This is a genomic window from Streptomyces sp. NPDC085460 (assembly GCF_044541975.1).
Taxonomy (GTDB): Bacteria; Actinomycetota; Actinomycetes; order Streptomycetales; family Streptomycetaceae; genus Streptomyces.
Genome location: NZ_JBITTO010000018.1, coordinates 39,340 through 61,859, shown reverse-complemented (window position 1 = coordinate 61,859; position 22,520 = coordinate 39,340). Strand labels below are relative to the sequence as shown.

The 22,520-nt window shown below is 71.3% G+C and carries 21 protein-coding genes and 1 pseudogene; 9 read left to right on the top strand and 13 right to left on the bottom strand.

Annotated features, from left to right (window positions below):
• Positions 1-154: 154 nt before the first annotated feature.
• The 6 genes from ACIGHB_RS32445 to ACIGHB_RS32420 all read right to left on the bottom strand — a co-directional run bounded on the left by ACIGHB_RS32445 (position 155) and on the right by ACIGHB_RS32420 (position 9,396).
• Positions 155-1,147 carry an ABC transporter substrate-binding protein gene (locus ACIGHB_RS32445; protein WP_399918162.1) on the bottom strand — a complete coding sequence of 331 codons (993 nt, stop codon included), beginning with the start codon at positions 1,145-1,147 and terminating at the stop codon, positions 155-157.
• 48 nt (positions 1,148-1,195) lie between these two features.
• A complete protein-coding gene (locus ACIGHB_RS32440) occupies positions 1,196-3,178 on the bottom strand; it encodes an ABC transporter permease (protein ID WP_399918160.1) in 1,983 nt (660 codons plus the stop codon).
• A complete protein-coding gene (locus ACIGHB_RS32435; RefSeq protein ID WP_399918158.1) occupies positions 3,175-4,446 on the bottom strand; it encodes a glycine betaine/L-proline ABC transporter ATP-binding protein in 1,272 nt (423 codons plus the stop codon). The genes ACIGHB_RS32440 and ACIGHB_RS32435 overlap by 4 nt, the downstream gene beginning before the upstream one ends.
• Positions 4,446-5,984 (bottom strand): GMC family oxidoreductase, encoded by a 1,539-nt coding sequence (locus ACIGHB_RS32430; RefSeq protein ID WP_399918156.1) that lies wholly within the window; start codon positions 5,982-5,984, stop codon positions 4,446-4,448. Before ACIGHB_RS32430 ends, ACIGHB_RS32435 begins: the two co-directional genes overlap by 1 nt.
• 88 nt (positions 5,985-6,072) lie before the next feature.
• Complete coding sequence (locus ACIGHB_RS32425) at positions 6,073-7,575, bottom strand: aldehyde dehydrogenase family protein (RefSeq protein ID WP_399918154.1); 1,503 nt, start codon at positions 7,573-7,575, stop codon at positions 6,073-6,075.
• Between the two features lie 801 nt (positions 7,576-8,376).
• On the bottom strand, positions 8,377-9,396 hold the full coding sequence (locus ACIGHB_RS32420) for a sporulation protein (RefSeq protein WP_399918151.1): 1,020 nt from the start codon (positions 9,394-9,396) through the stop codon (positions 8,377-8,379).
• 547 nt (positions 9,397-9,943) lie between these two features.
• Here ACIGHB_RS32420 and ACIGHB_RS32415 point away from each other — a divergent pair.
• From ACIGHB_RS32415 to ACIGHB_RS32405, 3 genes are all read left to right on the top strand, one after another.
• A complete protein-coding gene (locus tag ACIGHB_RS32415; protein ID WP_399918202.1) occupies positions 9,944-10,942 on the top strand; it encodes a PP2C family protein-serine/threonine phosphatase in 999 nt (332 codons plus the stop codon).
• Between the two features lie 132 nt (positions 10,943-11,074).
• Positions 11,075-11,602 (top strand): MarR family winged helix-turn-helix transcriptional regulator, encoded by a 528-nt coding sequence (locus tag ACIGHB_RS32410; protein ID WP_399918148.1) that lies wholly within the window; start codon positions 11,075-11,077, stop codon positions 11,600-11,602.
• A 327-nt stretch (positions 11,603-11,929) separates the two neighbouring features.
• On the top strand, positions 11,930-12,418 hold the full coding sequence (locus tag ACIGHB_RS32405; RefSeq protein ID WP_399918146.1) for a nitroreductase family deazaflavin-dependent oxidoreductase: 489 nt from the start codon (positions 11,930-11,932) through the stop codon (positions 12,416-12,418).
• A gap of 3 nt (positions 12,419-12,421) precedes the next feature.
• Here the strand turns inward: ACIGHB_RS32405 and ACIGHB_RS32400 are convergent, their stop codons facing one another.
• Both ACIGHB_RS32400 and ACIGHB_RS32395 read right to left on the bottom strand, forming a co-directional pair.
• Entirely contained in the window at positions 12,422-12,874 is a 453-nt protein-coding gene (locus ACIGHB_RS32400; RefSeq protein ID WP_399918144.1) for a CBS domain-containing protein, read from the bottom strand.
• The gene (locus ACIGHB_RS32395) at positions 12,861-14,108 is read right to left on the bottom strand and encodes a cation:proton antiporter (protein ID WP_399918142.1); all 1,248 of its coding nucleotides are present in this window, start codon (positions 14,106-14,108) and stop codon (positions 12,861-12,863) included. The genes ACIGHB_RS32400 and ACIGHB_RS32395 overlap by 14 nt, the downstream gene beginning before the upstream one ends.
• 297 nt (positions 14,109-14,405) lie before the next feature.
• Between ACIGHB_RS32395 and ACIGHB_RS32390 the strand changes: the two genes are divergently transcribed.
• Positions 14,406-15,467, top strand: a complete 1,062-nt coding sequence (locus tag ACIGHB_RS32390) for a PucR family transcriptional regulator (protein WP_399918140.1) — start codon at positions 14,406-14,408, stop codon at positions 15,465-15,467.
• Between the two features lie 105 nt (positions 15,468-15,572).
• Complete coding sequence (locus ACIGHB_RS32385) at positions 15,573-15,881, top strand: DUF3040 domain-containing protein (protein ID WP_399918138.1); 309 nt, start codon at positions 15,573-15,575, stop codon at positions 15,879-15,881.
• Positions 15,882-15,937: 56 nt separating this feature from the next.
• Here the strand turns inward: ACIGHB_RS32385 and ACIGHB_RS32380 are convergent, their stop codons facing one another.
• From ACIGHB_RS32380 to ACIGHB_RS32370, 3 genes are all read right to left on the bottom strand, one after another.
• Positions 15,938-16,237 (bottom strand): hypothetical protein, encoded by a 300-nt coding sequence (locus tag ACIGHB_RS32380; protein WP_399918136.1) that lies wholly within the window; start codon positions 16,235-16,237, stop codon positions 15,938-15,940.
• 395 nt (positions 16,238-16,632) lie between these two features.
• Positions 16,633-17,310, bottom strand: coding sequence for a hypothetical protein (locus tag ACIGHB_RS32375; protein ID WP_399918134.1), 678 nt, complete (start codon positions 17,308-17,310; stop codon positions 16,633-16,635).
• Positions 17,311-17,704: 394 nt separating this feature from the next.
• On the bottom strand, positions 17,705-18,292 hold the full coding sequence (locus ACIGHB_RS32370; RefSeq protein WP_399918132.1) for a DM13 domain-containing protein: 588 nt from the start codon (positions 18,290-18,292) through the stop codon (positions 17,705-17,707).
• A gap of 625 nt (positions 18,293-18,917) precedes the next feature.
• On the opposite strand from ACIGHB_RS32370, the gene ACIGHB_RS32365 reads away from it, so the two are divergent.
• From ACIGHB_RS32365 to ACIGHB_RS32350, 4 genes and pseudogenes are all read left to right on the top strand, one after another.
• Positions 18,918-19,625 carry an alpha/beta fold hydrolase gene (locus tag ACIGHB_RS32365; RefSeq protein ID WP_399918130.1) on the top strand — a complete coding sequence of 236 codons (708 nt, stop codon included), beginning with the start codon at positions 18,918-18,920 and terminating at the stop codon, positions 19,623-19,625.
• Positions 19,626-19,634: 9 nt separating this feature from the next.
• On the top strand, positions 19,635-19,808 hold the full coding sequence (locus tag ACIGHB_RS32360; protein ID WP_399918128.1) for a winged helix-turn-helix transcriptional regulator: 174 nt from the start codon (positions 19,635-19,637) through the stop codon (positions 19,806-19,808).
• Positions 19,769-19,894 (top strand): annotated as a pseudogene (locus tag ACIGHB_RS32355) (transcriptional regulator); the annotation flags it as partial. The gene ACIGHB_RS32360 and the pseudogene ACIGHB_RS32355, both read left to right, overlap by 40 nt.
• Positions 19,895-19,948: 54 nt before the next feature.
• On the top strand, positions 19,949-20,311 hold the full coding sequence (locus tag ACIGHB_RS32350) for an alkyl sulfatase C-terminal domain-containing protein (protein WP_399918126.1): 363 nt from the start codon (positions 19,949-19,951) through the stop codon (positions 20,309-20,311).
• Between the two features lie 341 nt (positions 20,312-20,652).
• On the opposite strand, the gene ACIGHB_RS32345 is transcribed toward ACIGHB_RS32350, so the two are convergent.
• Positions 20,653-21,654: a hypothetical protein gene (locus tag ACIGHB_RS32345; protein WP_399918124.1), complete on the bottom strand. Its 1,002-nt coding sequence runs from the start codon at positions 21,652-21,654 to the stop codon at positions 20,653-20,655.
• 427 nt (positions 21,655-22,081) lie between these two features.
• Positions 22,082-22,465, bottom strand: coding sequence for a hypothetical protein (locus ACIGHB_RS32340; RefSeq protein ID WP_399918122.1), 384 nt, complete (start codon positions 22,463-22,465; stop codon positions 22,082-22,084).
• Between the last annotated feature and the right edge of the window lie 55 nt (positions 22,466-22,520).

The following is a 22,520-nucleotide window of genomic DNA, read 5'->3' as shown; positions in this document are numbered from 1 at the left end:
TGTACGGCCGGCGAGCCACGGCGGTCCCAGCCGTCACGTGGGGAGGAAGGGTCTCAGGAGGCTTCGATCGCGACGTACACGTCCGTGAGGCATGGTGTCGCCTCCGGTCGCGATCTCCGGCGCGCGCCGGTGTGTCCTCCAGCCTTCCGCCGGGTCACTTCTTCGGCAGCCACGCCTTCCAGACCGACTCGTTCTCCTTCACCCACTTCTCGGCCGCCTTCTCGGCGGTCATCTTGTCGGCGGCGACGTACTTGGCGACCAGGTTCTGCTGCTCGGTCGTCCAGTGGAAGTTCTTCAGGAACTCCGCCGCGTCGCCGCCCTCCTTCGCGAAGTCCGCGTTCATCCACTTCTTCAGCGGGACGTCCGGATAGGCGCAGGCGACGGCCTTCTTGTCGGCGTCACAGCCGTCCTTGTACGGCGGCAGCTTCACCTCGACCAGGTCCATGGTGGCGTTCATCCACTGCGGGGTCCACCAGTAGGTGAGGAAGGGCTTCTTGTTCTTGTACAGCTGCTCCAGTTGTGCCAGGTGCGTGGCCTCGGCGCCCGCCTCGATCGGCTTGTAGTTCAGGCCGAGGTTCTTGATCAGGGCGTTGTCGTGCGAGACGTACGACGGGTCGCCCTTGATGAACTGGCCCTTGTCGCCGCTCTCCGGGGTCTTGAAGACGTCCGCGTACGTGTTGAGGTTCTTGTGGTCGGTGATGTCGGGCTTCTCGTCCGCCAGGTACTTGGGGACGAACCAGCCGATGTGGCCCGTGACGCCCAGGTCGCCGGCTGGGACGACGGACTTGTTGCCCTCGACGTAGCGCTTCACCTCCTGGGGGTGGCCCCAGTCCTCCAGGATCGCGTCGATCTTGCCCTGGCTCATCGCGTCCCAGGCCGGGGTCTCGTCCATCTGCTGGGTCTTGACCTCGTACCCGAGCTCGTGCTCCAGCAGGTATGCGGCGACGGCCGTGTTGACCTCGGCGCCGACCCACGACGGGGTGTGCAGGCTGACGGTCTTGGCGTCGCCGCCACCGGTGTCGGCGGCGCCGCAGGCGCCGACGGCGAGCAGGGCGAGGGCTCCGGTCGCCGCGAGTGCCGTTCTGGTGCGGCGGGACCGGGGGCGCGGGTCGAAGGCGGCATGGTCGGCGTGGGCCTGTGTGGGCATGGCGAACTGCCTTTCCGGTGGTGGGTGGTGAAGGGTGGCTGCGGCTGGTCAGTGCCGGGGGTCGGTGGTGAGGGTTCGGTCGGCGGGCTGGGTGAGTTTGTCGAGGGCAACGCCGAGGCAGACGATGCCCGCGCCGGCGATCAGGCCGGTGCCGAGTTCGCCCGCGGTGAGGCCCTTGACCACGTCGAAGCCGAGTGCTCCGCCTCCGACCAGACCGCCGATGACGACGACGGCGAGGACGAGGACGACACCCTGGTTCGCGGCCACCAGGAGGGCCGGTCGGGCGAGGGGCCACTGCACGTCGCGGATCTGCTGCCAGGTGGTGGCGCCCAGCGAACGGGACACCTCCAGGGTGTCCGGGCTGACCTGCTTCAGGCCCTGAGTGGTGACCCGCACCACGGCGGGCAGGGCGTACACGGCGGCCGCGGTGATCGCGGCGACCCGGCCGGCGTTGAAGAGCTGGACGACCGGGATGAGGTAGATGAACTGCGGGAGCGTCTGCATGGCGTCGAACACCGGGCGCAGCAGCCGCTCGACCGGCCGGACGCGGGCCGCGAGGATGCCGATGGCGAAGCCCAGGACGAGGGTAAGGGCGACGGCGACCAGGACCTGGGACAGGGTGTAGAGCGACTTGTCCCAGATGCCCAGCACTCCGGTGCAGGTCAGCGCGAGTACGGCGGTCAGGGCGCCGCGCCAGGTGCCGACGAGGCAGGCCAGGGCGGCGGTGAGCAGCAGCAGGGACCACCACGGGAGGGCCTGGAGGCCGTCGTTCAGCGGGTTGAGCACCCAGGTGGTGACGTTGCCGGCCCACGCGGAGGTGCCGCCGAGGACGGGGACGTCCTGGTACACGCTGTCGACGAGCCAGTCGACGGCGGTGTTCAGCGGTGCGGCGATGTTCACCGTGACCGTTTCGGGCCACTTGCCCAGGCTGGAGCCTGCCAGCAGGCCCAGTCCGGCCGCCACGAGGGCGATCCCGGTGTCCCGCCGGCCGACGGGGACGCCGCCCCGGGCACCCGCGGCCGCTGTGGTGCGGTCGAGCCATACGGCGATGAGGACGATGGCCAGTCCGGCGGTGAGGCCCTGTCCGAAGTCGCGGGTCTTCAGCGCCTGGTACACGCTCTCGCCGAGGCCGCCGGCGCCGACGACGGAGGCGATGACCACCATCGACAGGGCCATCATGATGGTCTGGTTCAGGCCGAGGAAGAGTTGGGGCCGGGCCATGGGCAGCCGGGCCGTCCACAGCCGCTGCCACGGGGTCGCCCCCAGGGAGCGGGAGGCTTCCAGGACGGCCGGGTCCGCGCCGCGCAGGCCCAGTGCGGTCATCCGGACCATCGGGGGTGCGGCGTAGATGACGGTGGTGATGAGCGCCGACGGGGTGCCGATGCCGAAGATCAGGACGAGCGGAAGCAGGTAGGCGAAGGACGGCAGTACCTGCATGGTGTCGAGGAGCGGGCGCAGCAGCCGCTGGGCGGTGTCGGAGAGCCCGGCGGCCAGTCCGAGCAGCAGTCCGAGTACGGCGGCGACGGCGACGGCGACGAGCATCAGGGCGAGCGTCTCGGTCGTCTGCTCCCACAGGCCGAGGAGTCCGCAGCCGGCCAGCGAGCCGAGGGCGACGAGGGCGGGGCCCGCGCCCTTGCGGCCCGCGCCGCCCGCGTACCAAGCGAGTGTGGTGGCGACGGTGAGCACGCCCGCCCAGCCGACGGAGGTGAGCAGGTCGTGGACCCAGGCGACGGAGTCGGTCGCCGCGTTGGCCAGGTGCAGCAGGAAGTAGAGGAAGAAGGGGTGCGTCTCGCGGTTGTCGACCACCCAGTCGGCGAAGGAGTCGAGGCCGGGGAGCAGGTCCACGCGCAGTGCCTGCGGCCAGCCGCCGTCGGCGAGCAGTGCGGCGGTGGGCAGCAGCAGCGCCAGGACGAGCAGCAGCACCGGGACGGAGGGGCGGGCCGGCCACCGGCTCCGGCGGCGTGGCGCCTCGGCCCGCCCCGGGGAGTTTTCGGTGTCGACGCGCGGGCGGCCGGCCGTGGCGGTACTCATGCGGTCACCGCGTCCGGGTCGGGGCCGGTCGCGGCGTCCGAGCCGGGGCCGGTCGCCGTGTGCGGGTCGGGGCCGGTCGGCCCATCCTTGGCGGCGGGCGCGTCCGTGAACGCGGCCTGAGCGGTCCGCGCGTCGGCGTCGGTACGCGTACCCGCTTCCGCGTCGGGGTCCGTGCGCATCCCCGGGACGGCGGGCGCACGCGCACCCGTGGCCCTGTCCGTGCCTTCGTCGCCGGGTTCCAGTCCGGCCACGACGGCCAGCAGTCGCGCGTGGTCGACGACGCCGAGGAGTTCGCCGTCCGCCGCCTCGATCCGGGCCGGTACGCCGTCGCGAGCGACCGCGGCGATGCCCTCGGCGACCGTGGCGTCCGGAGTGAGCACCGCGCCCCGGTCCGCCTCGTCGCCTAGGGCCGGGCGCATCGCCCGGGACACCGGGACGATCTGCTCGCGCGGCACGTCGCGGACGAAGTCGCGGACGTATTCGTCGGCCGGGCGGGTGACGATCTCCTCGGGCGTGCCGAGCTGCACGATGGCGCCGTCCCGCATGAGGGCGATCCGGTCGCCGAGCTTGAGCGCCTCCGCGAGGTCGTGGGTGATGAACACCATCGTGCGGCCCTCCTCCCGGTGGAGCCGGACCACCTCGTCCTGCATGTCCCGGCGGATGAGCGGGTCGAGCGCGCTGAACGGCTCGTCGAAGAGGAGGACCTCCGGGTCCGCCGCCAGCGCGCGGGCCAGGCCGACCCGCTGTTGCTGGCCGCCGGAGAGCTGGTTCGGGCGGCGGTCCTCCAGGCCGGCGAGGCCGACCTTCGCGATGACCTCGCGGGCCCTGGCCCGCCGTTCGTCCTTCGCCACGCCCTGGATCTCCAGGCCGTACGCGACGTTGTCCAGGACGGTGCGGTGCGGGAGCAGGCCGAAGTGCTGGAACACCATCGCGGCGCGGTGCCGGCGCAGCTCGCGCAGCCGGGCCCGGTCCATGGCCAGGACGTTCTCGCCGTCCATGGCGAGCTCGCCGGCGGTGGGCTCGATGAGCCGGGTCAGGCAGCGCACCAGGGTGGACTTGCCGGAGCCGGACAGGCCCATGACGACGAACACCTCGCCGCGGCGGACGTCGAAGGAGACGTCCCGGACGGCGGCGGTGCAGCCGGTCCGTTCGCGGAGCTCGGCGGTCGGCAGGGCGGTGAGCCGGGGGTCGCCCGGCACGCGGTCGGCCTTGGGTCCGAAGACCTTCCAGAGGCCGCGTACCGAGAAGACGGGATCGTGGCCTTCCATCAGACGGCCTCCTTCGGGGTGGCGTCCGAGGCGAGGAGGTCGGCGCACTTCTCCCCCACCATCAGGACGGTGATCATCGGGTTGACGGCGGGGATGGTCGGGAAGACGGAGGCGTCGGCGATCCGTATGCCCTGGAGACCGCGGACGGTCAGGTCGGGGTTCACGACGGCCAGGCCGTCGTCCGCGGCGCCGATCCGGCACGTGCCGGCGGGGTGGTAGACGGTGTGCGCGACCTTGCGGGCGTACTCGCTCAGTTCCTCGTCACCGGTGACCTCGGGGCCGGGGCAGACCTCGCGGGCGAGCCAGGACGCCAGCGGCTCGGTGGCGGCGATCTTCCGGGCGATCCTGATGCCGTCGACGAGGGTGCGGGCGTCGTGGTCGTCCTCGTCGGTGAAGTAGCGGAAGTCCAGGGCCGGCTTGACCTCGGGGTCGGCGCTGGTCAGGTACAGCCGGCCGCGGCTGCGCGGCTTGGGGATGTTCGGCGTCATCGACACGCCGTGCGCGGGCCGTTCGTACCCCAGCCGTTCCGGGTTGTCCGTGAACGGGATCTGGTAGAAGTGGAACATCAGGTCGGGTCCGGCCGACTCCGGGTCGCGGCGGACGAACAGGCCTGCGTCGCTGTCCATCGCGGAGTTCTCCGGGATCGGTCCGTGGGTCTCCCAGACGATCACCGACTCCGGATGGTCGAGCAGGTTCTCGCCGACGCCGGGGAGGTCGTGGCGGACGTCGATGCCGAGCCCGGTCAGCTGCTCGCGCGGACCGATGCCGGAGTGGAGCAGCAGCCGCGGGGTGTCCACGGCGCCGGCGCAGACGATCACCTCGCGGGAGGCCCGCAGGACCAGCCCCTCGCCGTCCTGGGTGCGGGCCCGTACGCCGGTGGCGCGGGTGCCGTCGAGCTCCAGCCGGTACGCCCAGGTCTCGAGGAGCAGGTGCAGGTTGGGGCGGTCCAGGAAGGGGTGCAGGTAGGCGACGGAGGCGGAGGAGCGCTTGTTGTCCTCCGGGTGGTAGGCGAGGTCGAAGAAGCCGACGCCCTCGTGGAAGGGCGTGCGGTTGAACCCCTCGACCTTGGGCACGTCGAGGGCGCCCTGCGCGGCGTCGACGAAGTCGCGGGCGATGGCGTTGCGGTCCTTCTCGTCCACCGGGACGATGTTGTTGAGGAGCTTGCCGAAGTACGGGTCCATCGAGGCGGCGTCCCAGCCGGCGGCGCCAAGCCCGGCCCACTCGTCCCAGTCGGACGGCAGGGGCTTGAACGCGATCAGGGTGTTGTGCGATGAGCAGCCGCCGAGGACGCGGGCGCGGCTGTGCCTGATGTGGGAGTTGCCTCGGGGCTGTTCGGTGGTGGGGTAGTCGTAGTCCAGTTCGCCGCCGAGCAGGCCCATCCAGCGGCGCAGGGTGAGGACGTCGGGGCGGTCGACGTCGGACGGGCCGCCCTCGATGACGGCGACGGTGACGCCGGGGTCCTCGGTGAGGCGGGAGGCGATCACCGAACCGGCGGTGCCGCCGCCGACGATGACGTAGTCGTAGGTGCGGTCGGACATGCTGAGGTCACTCCAGAAGGCGTGGGGTGGGTGCGTGCGGGTACGGCTCCCGGGCGGTGCGGGCGTCGCACCGCCGTGAGCCGCGAGGTCAGCCGGAGAACCACCGCACGGGGCGGGGCTCCAGGTTCTGGTAGACGTGCTTGGTCTCGCGGTACTCGGCGAGACCGGAGGGGCCGAGCTCGCGTCCGACACCGGACTTGCCGAAGCCTCCCCACTCGGCCTGCGGAAGGTAGGGGTGGAAGTCGTTGATCCACACGGTGCCGTGGCGCAGCCGTCCGGCCACCCGGCGGGCCCGGGCCGCGTCGGCGGTCCAGACGGCTCCCGCGAGCCCGTATTCGGTGTCGTTGGCGAGTGCCACGGCCTCGTCCTCGGTGCGGAAGGTCTCCACCGTCAGGACGGGGCCGAAGATCTCCTCGCGGATCACGCGCATGCGGCGGTTGCAGCGGTCGAGGACCGTGGGCTCGTAGAAGTACCCGCCGACGGGCCTGGTGGCGGACGGCTCGGGGCGGCGTCCGCCGCTGCGGAGCACGGCGCCCTCGGCGAGCGCGGACGCCACGTACCGCTCGGTGCGGTCCAGTTGGGCCTGCGAGGCCAGGGGGCCGCACTCGACGTCCTTCTCGGTGCCTCGGCCCAGCCGGATCCGGGCGGCCCGGCGGCTCAGCTCGGTCACGAAGCGTTCCCGTACCGACTCCTCCACGATCAGCCGGGAGCCGGCCGAACAGACCTGCCCGCTGTGCATGAAAGCGGCGTTGAGGGCCTGGTCGACGGCGGTGTCGAAGCCGTCGGCGGTTTCGCAGGCGTCGGCGAAGACCACGTTCGGGTTCTTCCCGCCGAGTTCCAGGGCCACCTTCTTGACGCCGGGCGCCGCGGCCTGCGCGACCTTCACTCCGCTGGTGAGACCGCCGGTGAAGGACACCAGGTCGACGTCGGGGTGCTCGGCGAGGCGGGCGCCGACCGTGTGGCCGGGGCCCGTGACCAGGTTCGCGACACCGGGCGGGAGCCCCGCCTCGGCGAGCAGTGCGACGAGTGCCACGGTGCTGAGCGGGGTGATCTCGCTCGGCTTGATCACGAAGGTGTTGCCCGCTGCCAGAGCGGGGGCCATCTTCCAGCTCGCCTGCAGCAGCGGGTAGTTCCAGGGGGTGATCATCGCGCACACGCCCACCGGCTCGTGGACGACGACGCTGTGCACGGTGTCGCTGCCCGCGTCGACGACGCGGCCCGCGCCCTCCGCCTGGACCAGGTCGGCGAAGTAGCGGAAGGCTTCCGCGACGCAGTCGACGTCGACGCGCCCTTCCTTGAGGGTCTTGCCGGCGTCGCGGCTTTCCAGCAGGGCCAGGTCCTCCCGGTCGCGGACCAGGAGCGCGGCGACGCGGCGCAGCAGCGATGCCCGCTCGACCACCGAAGTGCCGGGCCAGGCACCGGAGTCGAAGGCGGCACGCGCCGCGGCCACGGCGGCATCGGCATCGGCAGCGCCGCCCTCGGCCACCACCGCGAACGGTCGGCCGTCCGCGGGGTCGAGGACGTCTCGCGTCTCGCCGTTCAGCGCGGCACGCCAGGTGCCGTCCGTGTGAATGGTCGTTCGTGTCAACAACAGTCAGGGCTTTCTGCTTCGGATGGGTCCACGCCGACGTCCCTGCGCTTGAGGGGGTCGGGTTCGCACGTGCCGGGACGCCGCCAGGAGAGTCACTGGAGGAGAGGGCGGCCGGAAACGCGGGGCGGATCGCCGGTGCGAGACGGCAGCGGGCCGCGGGGTTCACCAGGACAGGACCTCCCCCAGGGCCGGCACCGTCGGTCGGTCGGAGGGCAGGTGCTGGTCATGCGGGCCGAAGTTACCGACCAGAAAGCGAAAACGCATGAGCCGGATGCCTTGCACGGGGCTCATGGGGAGTGCTATCGCCAGAGTCGCCTTCACACCTCGCAAAGTGACAAGGTCAACAAGATGTTTGAGCAAATGGGTTCAAGACGATGTAAATGCCCGTCAGATAACGAATTCATAACGTCTTTGCACAGTGCCATGTTCGCGATCGGAACGTTATGCCATCGACGATGAGTTGTGGGTTTGACTGCGTGGAATGCGGAAATGCCGGCTCAGGACTCGCGATCGTGATGGTCCGGCTGCAGGGAACGCCTCCGGGGCAGAGGAGAAACCCCTCTGCCCCGGATGTTGGACCGTATCGGCTCGCATGCCGCGGCGTTGACGGATCGTGGACAGCTGATGGCGGCGTCGGCGATGGTGGACGCGTCCTTCATTTCCGGCTTCCCGCTGCCCCGGCGGGCCGCTGAGGCGTGGTGCGCGGTCCACCCTCAGAGCGCCCTCAGGTCGTGGCCGACCAACAGCGCGAGCCACAAGGAGGCCCCGCCGGCGTCCGGGTCGACGGCGGCCCTTCGCCCCTCAGCCCTCGTCGCCCTCGTCGTCGCCCTCGAAGAAGTCGCCCACCTCGTCGACGACCTCAGCCGCCACCATGCCGCCCACCACACCGGCGGCCAGACCCGCGGCGCCGGCGGCGATCGCCGTCCCCGCACCCGGGCCGGAACGGTGACCGTCGCCGTGGTGACCGCCGTGGTACTGGTCGCCGTGACCGCCCTGGGTGAAGAGCGCGCCCCCGGCCTGCCCGTACTCGCCGTGGGAACCGTACGAGGCTTGGTGCTCGACGAGCTGCCGCATCCAGCCCTCGACCTCGGTGTTCCACTCCGTCTGCTCGACGTCATGGTGGCCTACCGTGAAGCGCGCCAGGGCGTCGTGGCCCTCGGAGAAGGAGCCACCGCGCTTGTCGGCCTCAAGGACCACTTCCACTCCGGTGGGGCCGGCGAGGAAGGTCACCTCGATCTCCTGGACCTGATGGGCGTACCGCGGCGCCGGTGTCAGCTCGACCTCCTGGTAGAAGGGGAGCTGCTGACCCGTCCCCTTGATGCGGCCGAGCTCCAGGTCCACCGACTTGAAGCCGAAGCCGAGCTGCCCGAAAGCCTCCAGGACGGCCTCCTGAGCCGGCAGGGGGCGTACGGCGAGCGGGTCGAGGTCACCCTTGTCCTTGGCGCCGGCGACGCCGAGTTCGGTACGGACACCGAGGACGATGCCGAGGTCCTGCCCGTACAGCTCGGTGATCGGCGTCTCCCACGGCAGTGCGAGAGAGAACGGCACGCTGCGGTGCTCCCCTTCTACGAGGCGGAAGCCTCCCGCGACGACGTGCCGATGGAAGGCCACCATGCCCTCCGCATCGCCGTCGCCGTACTCCGCCTCGACCCGGGCGACGAGCTCCAGGGTGATGTGCTCGATCGTGAAGTCGGCACCTCCTCCCTGGAGGTGTACCTGGCCGGTGACGACTCCACCGGGCGCCACGGCGGCCGGATCGAGCACCGTGTCCACCGAGGGGCCCCCTACGCCGAGCGAGCCGAGCAGACGCTTGAACACCATCAGGCGTTCACTCCTTCATATGGCTTGTGCGGTCCGGCACTTCGGCCGCGGATCGACCGGCCGTCTACACTCGTGTAGAAGCATAGGAGGATCGGCGGCCGGATCGGTGCCGGTCGCCACGGCTACCTGAAGTCGGATCGGCCAGCCAGGCGGCCCAGGACGTCGCCGAGGCGTTCCCGGCCGTAAACGCGAATACCGGCCGTGCACGTCTACGACCACACGGCGGTCGGTGTCCTGGTCGACGGCTGGAACTCACGCCCACGCTCGGTGAATCGGCCCAGCGGTCCGGACCGGACGTCGGCTCAGGCTCCCCCAGGGGGCGAGGCCGGCCCGACCGATACCGATTCGATTCGGTAACCGGAAGGCGAAGCCCTCCACGCACACAGAATCATTGCATAGGCTAAACATAAGCTGGGCGCCTCCGTCGTCCGCCCGCCCCCATACAGGCCGGACGGAAGGCGCACACGGATCGGAACCATCGGGGAGCACCTTGTCCAACCAACAGCCCGCCGGCACCCGTGCGCTGTCCTTGCTCCCCTATGTCGTCATGGCCGTCACGGCGGTCGCGGACGTCACCGCCGGCCCGACGGTCGGTCTTCTCCCCCTGGTGGCCCTGGGCCCCGCGTTCGCGGGGCTCACCGGCGGCCCACGCCGTACGGCGCTGATCGGGCTGCTCGCGGTGGTGCTCTGCCTCGCTCTCGGCCGGTACGACGGGCTGTTCCCCGGGCGGCGGGGCACGACGGCCCTGGTCTCGGTCGTCGGGGTCACCGCGGCCGGGCTGGTGGCCGCCGTGATGCGCCAGCGGCGTGAGGCGGAACTCGCCAGCGTCCGCTCGATCGCCGAGGTGGCCCAGCGGGTTCTGCTGCGCCCGGTGCCACGGACCGCGGGCGGGCTGAGCGCCGCCGTCTCCTACACGGCTGCCGTGGCGGAGGCCCGCATCGGCGGGGACCTCTACGAGGTGGTCACCTTCCCCGGTGGCGTACGGGTCATCGTCGGCGACGTGCAGGGCAAGGGCCTCGACGCGGTGGAGACGGCCGCCGACGTGCTCGGAGCCTTCCGGGAAGCGGCTCACGACGAGCCCGATCTCGCTGGTGTGAGCGCCCGGCTGGAGCGGGCCATGAACCGGAGCCTGGACGGCGAGCGTTTCGTCACGGCGGTCGTGGCCGAGATCCGGGAGGACCGGAGCGTGGCCCTGCTCAACTACGGCCACCCGGCTCCTCTGCTCGTCCACGCCGACGGCACGGCCCGCTTCCTCACGCCGCCGACGCGGGCACTGCCGCTCGGGCTCGGTGTGTACGGCGCGGAGGGCCCCGAGACGCTGACGGCGGCGTTCCACCCGGGCGACCAGCTGCTGCTCTACACGGACGGGGTCAGCGAGGCCCGCGACGGACGAGGGGAGTTCTACCCCCTGGACTCCCGGCTCCATCTCCTGCGGGTCGACAGCCCGGAGCGTGCCCTCGACGCCCTCCACCGGGACATCGTCGAGCACGCCGGCGGGCCGCTCGGGGACGACGCGGCGATGCTGCTCCTGCGGTACCGCTCCTGACGAGGTGGCGGCCGGAGAAACCGGACGGCTCGTGGCCATGGCCGACGAGGCTTGTCCTGCCGCGGACGGCGGCGTGCCGTTCCCCGGCCCCAGTCGCGTACGCCGGGGGCGGCACGCGGTACAAAGGTCCTCATGGGAGAGCAGGAGCAGACCGAACCCGTCGCCGACGACATCGAGGCGGTCACCCGGGCCGTCATGACGGCGTCACGGCTGCTCGTCGCGGTCTCTGCCAGGTCGCTCGCGACCGTCGAGGAGAGCATCACCCTGCCCCAGTTCCGGATGCTCGTCGTCCTCTCCACGCACGGCCCGTCGAAGCTGGTGGCGCTCGCCGACCACCTCGGTGTCCAGCCGTCCACCGCCATGCGCATGGTGGACCGGCTGATCGCCACCGGTCTGATGAGCCGGCGCACCAACCCGGGCAACCGCCGCGAGACCGTGCTGAGCCTCACGGAGGAGGGAAGCCGTGTCGTCCAGGACGTCACGGCCCGTCGGCGCAACGAGATCACGGCCGTGCTGCGCCGTCTGGTACCCGCTCAGCGCAGCGCCCTCATCGCAGCGCTCGACGCCTTCAACACGGCGGGGCAGGAACCGGCGTTCGACACCGGCGCCCCGGACCCGCACCCGCTGGGCTGGTCGGACCCGGCGGACGGCACCCGATAGGACCGTACGACGGCGACGAAGCAGAGCAGGGCGAACACGAGCAGCATGATCGCCGTCCCGGCGAGTCCGCGCAGCAGGGGCCCGGGGCCGGCCGGCAGGTAGTACGCGGGGTTCCCGGCGGAATCGTGCGCGACCGCCGAGACGACCTGGGGCCGGCCCGTCCCGATCAGGCGGCGCCGAGAAGCCTCTCGCTCAGTCGTGCTCTCGGCCCCACATTTAGACTATGCAATGGTTCTGTATGTATCGGCGAGGAGCACTTGCGCCGAGCTGTTGTCGAACCGCAGCCGCCCGGTCCCCCGCCCACGGTCGCGTCAGGAGAACCGCCGCATGCATCCCGCACCCCAGCGCCCTCCCTCCCCCGTCGGCTGGAGACGCCGCCTCCTCCGGCTGCCGATCCACCTCTTCCGCGCCGGCCTGGGTCCCCTGTTCGGGGGGCGGCTCCTCCTGCTCATCCATACCGGCCGGACGTCCGGCAGGTCCCGCGAGGTGGTCCTGGAGGTGGTCGCCCATGACAGCGACCGGCTCTCCTGGACCGTGGCCTCCGGCTTCGGACCGGACGCTCAGTGGTACCGCAACCTCCGCCAGACACCACAGGCCACGATCCAGTCGGGGCGCCGCTACCGGGTGGTGACGGCCCGCTTCCCCAGCCCCGAGGAAGGGGGGATGATCATGGCCGAGTACGCCCGGCGTCACCCGCGGGCCGCCAGGGCGCTCTGCCGCTTCATGGGCTTCGGCGCCGGGCGGAACGCCGACGACTACCGCTCGGCGGGCGAGCGGATCCCCTTCGTGCGGCTGGAGGCCGACGACCTGCCCTGAGCCTCAACGGAAGTGGGCGAGTACGGCGTCCGCCGTCACCGTCCCCAGCAGGTGCGGGCGGTCGTCGGCGTCGTACGAGACCACCACGGCGACAGGGCTGCCGGTCCGCGTCATGACGGATGCCAGTTGCAGGGGCGAGGCGTGCGGGCTGACCACGGCCGGTGCGCGGCGGGGGCGTGGCAGGACGTCGGCGACCGTCAGGGAGGTCAGGTTCTCGCGGACGTCCTGGTCGAAGCGGTCTCCCGCGACGGCTGCCCGCAGTTCGTCCTCCCGTACGAGGCCGGGGAGGCTGCCGGCGAGGATCTCGCGCGCGTCCAGGCACGCGAGGGGGTGGCCGCCGCGGGACACCACCACGACGGCGTCGGCCTCGCCGTCGGCCAGGAGTTCGGCGGCCCGGGCTGCCGGGGCGTCGGCGTGCAGGGTCGCGCACGGCCGGGCGAGGTCACGTGCGTGCATGGGCGCGGGCCTCCTCGGCTGCCGGACCACCGGTCGTCGGCCGGCGCTCGGTTCCGGCCTCGACCAGGTCCTCTACGTGGAAGAGGCGGGCGATCGGAACGTCGGTGCTGCTGTGGGCGATGATCGAGAAGGCGATGCAGACGGCGATGAGTGTGTACGCCTCCTGTCCCTGCGGGATGCCGGCCTGGAGGACCAGCAGGCCGTAGACGACCGAGGCGAAGCCCTTCGGTCCGAACCAGGCCGCCACCAGCTTCTCCCGGCGGTCGATCCGGGTCCCCCACAGCGACAGCAGCAGCGAGCCCGGCCGGACCAGGACGATCGCGAGGACGACCGCCAGGTAGCCGCCGAAGGAGAGGTCTCCGAACAGCTGCGGTGTCAGCAGGGCACCGAAGACGAGCAGGGCGGCGAACTTGGCGAGCTCCGCGAGCGACTCGCCCAGCGGCTCGAACACCTTGTGGGACTCGGGCGAGACGGCGGCGAGGACCGCGCCCGCGGAGAAGGCGGCGAGGTACGGGTTGGCGTGGGTGAGGTGGCAGGCCGCGTAGAGGATCACTCCGGTGGCCAGCGTCAGAAGCGGCTGGAGCTTGGGTTCCGCGCCGAGGAACCGCACCCGGACCAGCAGGCTGACGAGCAACGGGAGCATCACGCCGAAGAGGAGGCCGAGCCCCAGCTCCAGGCCGATCTTGCCGAAAGACGCCTCGGCGTGCGGTGACGTCGGTCCGGCGGCGGCGATGAGGATCAGGACCACCGGCAGGGCGAGCCCGTCGTTGATGCCGCTCTCCACGTTCAGCAGCTCGCGGAGGCGGGCCGGTACCTCCTTGCGGCCCACGATCGCGGAGGCGAACACCGGGTCGGTGGGCGCGAGGACGGCGCCCACGAGGAAGGAGGTCGTCCAGTCCAGACCGACCAGGTAGTGGGTGACCAGCGCCATCCCGACGCATGCGAGCGGCATCCCCACGCCCAGGGCCCGTGCCGGGTTGCGCCAGTTGGCCCGCAGCTTGGCGAAGGAGACGTGCATGCCGTCGGTGAACAGCACGGCGAACAGCGCGAGGTCGGCGGTGACCGCGACGATCTCGCTCTCGGGTGTGATGTGGATCAGGCCGAGGAACCCGTCGCTGACGAGGGCCCCGCCGAGCAGGAAGAGCAGCGAGGTCGACAGGACGGTGCGGGCCGCGAGCCCGGACAGCAGGACCGCGACGAGCAGCGCGGCTCCGAAAACGGCGACGAGCACCATGGCGGAAGTCCCCCGATCGGCAGAGAAGACACGTGTCCCTTGCTCGCCGACCAGACTTCCCGGCACACCGCTACGAACCTTATACGTTCCTTACGCAACATTGACAGGTCCTTGACGGGCACCCGGCGGATCTCCCGGCTGCCGGGGTCCGGCAATGTCCAGGATTCCGTCTCGCCCTCACGGTGTACGGAAGGCATGTCCACGATGCCGGTGACGATCACGCCGCAGCCTCGTGTCAGTCTTGGTCGGCACGCGTCAGGAACTCGTCAAGGGCGCGTCGTCATCCGGGGAGGGGCCGTGACAGAGCGAGAGACCGCCGAGCAGTATCTGGAGGGGTACACCGAGATCCTGGCCAGTGTGTGCGCGACGCACCGCAGGCTCTCCCGCGACGAACTGGAGGCCCTCAGGTCACGCGGAGAGCGGGCGGCGGAGGCCGGCATCGGGCTACGGACGCTCATCCGGTCCCACCTCTCCGCCGCGCAGCGTGTGCAGCCCGCGCTGTCCTCCGCGGCCGCCGCCCATCTGCTGACCGCCGTCGGCCAGGCCGTGGACGCCTTCGCCGAGGGGCACGAGCGGGCACAGCACCTGGCGATGCGTCAAGAGGAGGCGGCACGACGGGAGTTCATCGACGACCTGCTCTACGGTCGGAGCGACCTCGGCAGGCTCGCCGAGCGAGCGGAACGCTTCGGGCTGCTCCTGTCGCATTCTCACGCCGTCGCGGTGGCGCAGGGGCCGGAGCCGTACGACGACGGCTACGCGGTCACCCGCGCGGTAGAGACCTCGCTCGTCGCCCGCTTCGGGAACCGCCGGATCCTGCTGACCACCAAGGACGGCCGGCTCATCTGCGTCGCCCCGGCGGACGAGCCCGAGGTGCTGGCCCACTTCGCCAAGCAGGCGTACGCCGCCACCGACGGCGGCCAGGTCGCCATCGGCCGGTCCCACGCCGGCGCCGGCGGCGTGGTCCACTCCTACGAGGAAGCCCTGAACGCCCTCGACCTCGCCGCCCGCATGGACCTGAACGAGCCGGTCCTGCACGCAGCCGACCTGCTCGTCTACCCCGTCCTCACGCGCGACCGCCAGGCCATGGCCGATCTGGTCCGCAGCGTCCTCGGCCCGCTCCAGCAGGCCCGGGGAGGCGCGCAGCCCCTCCTCGACACCCTCGCCGCCTACTTCGACAGCGGCTGCGTAACCGCGCAGGCGGCCCGGCACCTGAACCTGAGTGTGCGGGCCACGACGTACCGCCTCGCCCGCATCCAGCGTCTGACGGGCGCCGATCCGGGCGATCCGGTCCAGCGCTACACGCTCCAGACCGCCGTCATCGGCGCCCGGCTGCTCGGCTGGCCCGGCGAGCACCTCTGACGGCAAGGCGCGTCGGTACGGACCGATACGGGGATACTGGTATCGAAGGCGGAACGCGGAAGCCCGACGCCCGCCGCCCTCGTGCAAGGCCCTGAGGCGGTCGCCATGAGTCACCCCGGAGATGACCAGCGCATGCTCACCGAGATCGAGCGGGGCCTCACCCGCGACGATCCCGACCTGGCCACCCTGATGGCCACGCTGAACCAGCGGTTTCCGGAGAAGCCGGAAGCCGCCAGGCACGCCCGGTCCTGGAAACACGATCCTCGCCTCGTGGTCGTGGTCGTACTGACCGTCATCGCCGTGGTGGCCCTGGTCGTCACGGCGGCCCTGGGTACGTCCCCCGGACCGCCCGCCGGGGAAGACGGACGACCTGCCGCGCTCTCCGTCGCCACGGCCCCGTACTCGCCATGGTGATCTCCCGGCGCGGTGCGTCGCGCGGAGACGACAGATCGCGGAGACGACGGTGGCTGTCAGCTCCGGCGTGACCGAGAGGAGCTGCCGAGGAAGTCGAAGACGATCACCAGGGCGACCGAGCAGAAGACCAGCCCCAGCGCGACGTAGGCACAGACCTTGACCACTCCCTGCGACGCGCCGGACAGCCTCGCCGACTCATCGATCAGCACGGCTCCGTACATGCACAGTCCGGCGACGCCGAGAAGCCGTACGGGAGCCTGCCCGTGTCGAAGGAGCCGTGGCCGCCACCCCAGAAGCACGGCCACGCTCGGCGCGAGGACGAGTACGGCCCCGGCGGCGATCAGGGTCCAGCTCATCGAGGCGGTCACGCCTCGGTCTCAGCCTCGGTGTGGACGAGAAGAGGGAGGGTGAAGGACATCGGCAGGCGCTCCTGGGCAGGGGGAAGTGGACACCGACCAGACTTCCCGGCACACCTACGTCCGATCCTAGTGGACAGGGCAGGCCGGCCGGTCACGGCCTGTGGAGCTTCCGGGGTGCACAACTCCACAGCACCCGGCTCGTCATCACCGACGGCGGCTTCCGGTCGGTCGCGTTCGCACGCTTCTGCACTGCGGCCGGCGGACGCGACGCTCGGCGGGCGGCATCCGTCGGGGGCATCGGAGACGGGACGGCCCGGACTGTTCACCAGGCCCGCCCGGCCGGGCGGGCGTCGGCGCGACGCGTCGGAGCAGGCAAGGAGCATGTGGTCCGGTCAGCGGTCCACGCGCAGGGCGAAGATCGTCGCCTGTGCCGCGACCAGCACCGAGATGACCCCCGTCATCACCACGACCGTCCAGCCGTCCCACACACGGCCGGCCACGAATCCCAGGAGGAGGGGGACTCCCAGCACGCCCGCGATCTTCGCCGGGCCGAACCCCACCCGCCGGGGGAAGGACCCTCCATCGGCTCGACGCCGTGAGCGCCGCACCGCGCCCAGGGCGCCCAGGAAGCCGAGCACCGCCAGCCACAAACAGGCCAGCGTGAGTCCCGCGAACGGCCCGACCTCGTCATCGGGGCGCGGATCGACGGTGTCGCTCACCTCCCCGTGGCGAACGGAGACCCTGACATCCCGCCACACCGTGACCGAGACCTCGTCACCGGGCTTCAGGTCCTCCGACAGGTCACTGTCCGTGTCGAGGTCGAGCGGCCGATCGGCCGGAGCCGGTACCGGGGCGCGCAGCAGAACCCGGAAGTGCCGTGACTTTCCGGACCTGATCTCTTCCGTCGACAGCACCGTCGCACGGATCGTGCGCAGGCACTCCGCTGGGTCTGTGGCCGTCTCGCCGTCAGCGCAGGGCCGGGCGTCGAGGAACGCCCTTTCCTCGACGACCTTCTCGGGAACACTCGTGCCCAGGCCCGTCGCGGCGGCCAGTGCCAGCAGTCCGAGCACGGCACAGACCACCGCCCGAGCGCGCTCGCTGCGGATGACCGCACCCGAGCCCCGTTCCCGTACGGCCGGAGCCTGCTCCGACCGTGTCGTCCCCCCGCGCCCCATTCCAAGGCTCCTCTCGTCCTCGGAGATTGAGCCAGAGGTCACCCACCGGCAGCCATGCGCGCGCCCAGCAGCGTGTCAGGCTGTGCGCCTGCCCGGATCCGGCAATCCGGCCTCTCCAGCGGCGCTGGCGGCGGCGTTGGTCGCGATGCACCCCACCGGGCGTAGGGTCCGGAGCAGCGCACCGTGATCAGCCTGTCGCGGACATCCACGACCGCCGCAGAGAACATGCTCGTCCTCCGCCATGGCGCGGCCGCGCCGCGCCGGCAGAACACCCCGTATCGCTGTACACCTAGGCCAGCGCGGCGGCGCCGAAGGATACGTCGAAGCGGTCACACCAGATGGCGACGCTGGTCAGGCCGGTCAGATCGGTCCCCGCGGGGACGGTGTAGTTCTGGTCGCCCTTGTTGCCCTTGAGCTTGCCCAGGCTGACGTACTGCCCGTCGTCGAACACATGCCAGCCTGCCTTGCCCTCCTTGACCGGGGCATCGGTCAGCCACACGCGCAGATCGGGGCCGTTGCTGGTGTCCAGGTTCTCCAGGCGCACCGTGTGCGAACCGTCGGGGAGCCGGATGAGCTGCACCGTTCCGGTGGTGGTGTGCTCGTGGCTGATCAAAGTGCCCCGGGAGAGTGTTCTCGGAGCCTCCGGGGTGGGCTTCGGGGTGGGCTTCGCTGCCGGAGCGGACTCGGCCGCCTCGGAGACCGTCGGTTCAGGCGCCGCCGAGGTCGGGGCCGCCAGGCCGGGGAGAGCTTCCTGCACGGTCTCGTCCTGCCACAGCTTCCACGGCTGGAACCAGTACAGGCCGACTCCCGCCAGTGCCACCGCCACGACCAGTATCCCGGCCACAAGCGGCCCGCGCCGCCGTCCGCCTCGCCCCATGACCTTCACCTCTCCGCGTCATCGATCACCGTCGCCCCCATTCAACGTCGCGGGGGCACAGTGATGACTACACCACGAGGGCACCAGCCTGGCATCGAAGGGCAGCCGATATACCGAGCGCGAGGCCAGCACCTCGTCCTGTGTCCAGGTCCGTCGAGGAGCTCCCATGGGTGGCATGCGCCGACGGGTTCTTACCCGCTCCGCAGTCGAAAATGTGACCACTTTCGCGGGGGCCGGCAGCGGGCGGCGAGTTCGCCGCGTCAGGCGGCCACCAGGAAGGGGATCCGGCTCGGACGGATCCGAAGACCGGGGCACACTTCTTGATTTAAAAGTCAGCACTTCAGAATCAGGTAGTTCACGTTCAGTCGACGGGTCCGCATGCGCCGACGGTCCACGACCTCGGGAAGGGGAGGTCAGCGGGCTGCCGAACGGCTGTTGGGGGCGGGCGCCCGATCGGGAGGCTCGGGGCACACACGCGCCGGGGGGCGGCTCGTCGCACGGGCGCGGCCGGCAGCGCGGTCAATGCACGCCACCCGGTGGTCCAACTGGCCAGCCACGACCTCGAGGCGGCGGACCCGGAGCCGTTCACCGAACACGTCCTGCCCGTTCTGTGCGAGGAGCGCCCATGACCACGTACGTACTCGTCCACGGCGCCTGGCACGGCCCCTGGGCCTGGGAACGCGTCACGCCCCTGCTGCACGCGACCGGGGCCCGCATGCTCATTCCCGACCTCGGCGCGTCCGGCGACCGCGGACTCCACGGGGACGCCCGTACCATCGCCGCCGCCCTGGACAGCGTCCCAGAGGACGAGAAGCTCGTCCTCGTCGGCCACAGCTACGCCGGTCTCGTCGTCCGGGAGGCGGCGGACCTGCGGCCCGCCGCCGTCGACCACCTCGTCCTCGTGGACGGCTGGGCCGGACCCGACGGGGCGAGCCTGTTCGCACTGGCGCCCGACGCCTTCGTCACCGCGATCCGCGCGGCGGCGGCGTCAGGAGACGGGTGGCGGATCCCTCCCCCGCCACCGGCCGCCTTCGGCGTCACCGACACCGACGACGCGGCCTGGCTCGCCGACCACCTCGTCCCGCAGGCGCTGCGCACGTTCACCGAGGCGACACGGCTGACCGGCGCCGTCGACCGGGTCCCCGGCACGGCGATCCACTGCCGGCTCGCGGCCTACCCGTTCGACCGTTTCGCCGCCGCCCTCGGCTATCGGACGCTCCCGCTCGACGGCCCGCACGACGTGATGCTGACCGATCCCGAACGGCTCGTCAGGCTGCTCCTCGACGGGCGAGGACGTCCGATGCGCTTCGAGAACCGGAAGTTCGAAGTCTAAAATGAGGGAGTGGAGCAGCGAACGTACAACCAATACTGCGCGACGGCACGTACCCTCGATCTGGTCGGCGAGCGCTGGACCCTCCTGCTCATCCGCGAACTCCTCACCGGCCCCAAGCGGTTCTCGGCGATCTCCAGGCAGGTCTGCGGGGGCTCAGCACCGGACTGCTCGCGTCCCGGCTGAAGCATCTGGAACGCGAGGGGCTCGCCCGCAAGGTCACACTGCCGCCGCCCGCCCGTACCCCCGCGTACGCGCTCACCGAGGCCGGCGAGGAACTCGCCCCCGCCGTCCTGGCGCTGGCCCGGTGGGGCCTGACATGGGCCATGGACGAGCGCCGTGCGGGAGAGACCTTCCACGCCGGCTGGGCCGTGCTGGGCCTGCGAGCCTGCTTCGCCCCGGACGCAGCCGTGGGGCTGCGCGCGGTGTACGAGTTCCACATCGGCGACGAGGTCCTCCACGCCCGCGTCGTCGACGGTACCGTCGAGACGATCCACGGGCCGGCACCGTACCCGGACGCGACGGTCACCATGACGCAGGAGGCGTTCGTCGACGTCACCGCCCGCAGGCTGACCCTGACCGACGCGATCGAGGCGGCCACCGCGACAGCGACGGGCGACGAAGCAGCCCTGCGCAGACTGCCGGACCTCTTCCGGCTTCCCACCCCGCGATCCCGCCGGACCGACTGAACCCATGCCGAAGGCGGGGCGCCGCCAGGCCCCGCACCACCAGGCAGGCGGTCAGAAGCACTCCGGCACCCCGACGACCCGCCAGGCCCTCACGACCCGCCGGCCCGACCGGACAGAGAGCGCGAACAGCAGACTCACGGACCGGCATCCCACAGCCGTCACCACAGCCAACGCCTCGGCTCTCCCCGAACGGCCGCCGCGGCCACCCACCACGGCCGGCTCCATACCCGGACCTCCGAGCCCCTTCGGACCCGTCCCCTCCTCATGACAACCCAGGCGCCGGGCATGCGGCCGTGGCGCCTGGAGCCTCCGCGCGGGCGCCGAGGTGGGCCAGGCGAGGATCAGCCCTGCGTCTGTGCCTCGCGAGCGCGGTCGCACATGATGCGCATCAGTTCCTCGGCCTGCCTTTCGGAGCCGACGCCGTCACGGGCCGGTCCGTAATGCATCTCGATGACGACCATGCCGACTTGTGCGCGCCAAGTGAGGTAGGAACCGACATCACCGGGGGCCGCCAGGAACTCGTCCTTGACCTCGTATGAGCTCGTCGCACTCTGGTCACCAAGCGTCCGGCTGGGGAAGACGGTCTCCTTCCGGTCGGCGGGATTGCGGCCCTCCTTGGTAAGAGCAGCGAAGCCGGTGGTCGCGGTGGCCAAGTCCGGGCAGGCGTATGCGGAGTACCTCACCCGCAAGTCGCGGAAGCCCGACGCGTCCTGCTCCTCGGACTCGAATTCCGCCTCGGCGTTGTGACACTTCGTGTTGACGTTCGTCTCCACATCCGCCGCTCGCGACGTCTCCCAGGCCCCCGGCAGATCGGTCACTCCCGGCAGCATCCGTAAGGCCTCAGCCGCGCTCAGCGCCCTCGCTCTCGCACCGCCTTTCCCGTCGTTCCCCGGTCCCCCACCGGCCAGCTGGAGCACTCCGTACACGAGGAGAGCGGCCACCACCACGAGTGATGCCGCCAGGCCCAGTAACCCGGCGGTCGTGTTCGGCTTGTGCAACGTGATCGGACCGAGGGAGACCTGACTGCCACGCATCCTCGTGCCGTTGACCATCACGACGTTCGTCATGCGGGTCGGCGCAACGTTCAGGTGGGTCGCCAGGGTCTGCTGGAGACCATGGTCCGCCCGAAGGGCTTCCCGAAGTACCGCCTCCGCCTCCCGCCGGGCCCCGTCGTCGCCCGGTGCGGCGTCCACCCCGGCCAGCGCGGACTGCCCCCGCGGCGTCGCGGCCAGACTCTCACGCACCATCCGGACGACCGCGGCAACGGTCTCCTGTCCCAAGCCCGTCGCCGCGCCTGTCAGCACCCCGACCGCCAGGGCGGCAAGCTCCGTCTCCATGAACACCCCGCTATCCCCTATCACTCCGGAAACGGGTTGTTCCCCCTCAGCCGCCAGGAACACGGCACTCCGGAAAGCCGGGATGCCGAGACAGGCGCCAGCCCCGTGCTCGACCCATCCCCGCGTGAGCGGGGAGCAGTCGGAGTGTCGGACGCGGACAGCCGGAACTCGGGCGGGCGCGTCAGGCCGGGCTCAGGCCCGCGGCCGGACGGTGCTTCGCGAGGGGTGCGACAGCGGCGCCCGACCCGGGTGGCCGTCGGAACCCTGCCCTTCCGGCCGACCCGGACAGCGCCCCGCGCGTTCCGGTGTCCCTGCCTCGCTGTGTGCCACCGGTCGCCACGTCAAGTCTCCCGACGGGGTTGCCGCGCTGCGCGGAGGGCGAGGAGCGGGGCCAAGTCGCGAGGCGACCCGGCCCCTGAAGGCGGCAGTGTGGTCAGCGGTGCTTGCAGTCCCAGTGGCCCTTCACCCAGTGGTGGTCCCAATGGGCGGGGACGTAGACCCACTTGTAGTGGCGGTCGTGGTCCCAGTAACCCTTGTGCCAGTTGCCGTGCTTGTCGTGATGGCCCTTGTGCCAGCTCTTGTGGTAGGTCACCTTCTTCTCCCAGTGACCCTTCACCCACTTCTTCTCCCAGTGCCCCTTCTTCCACTCACACCTTTCGTGGCGATCGTGGGGGTCACCCGTGACGACGGTCGCGACCGATGTGGGCGCGGGAGCCGCCGTGGCGGTGCCGGACACGCCGAACGCGGCGCCACCGGCCAGCAGCCCCGTCGCGGCGGTGCCGGCCACCAGGCGGCGGGCGCGCGTGGATGCGGTCATCGGACACACCTCCCTCGGACTGATTGACGGCGGTGGACGGACACAGGGGATTCGG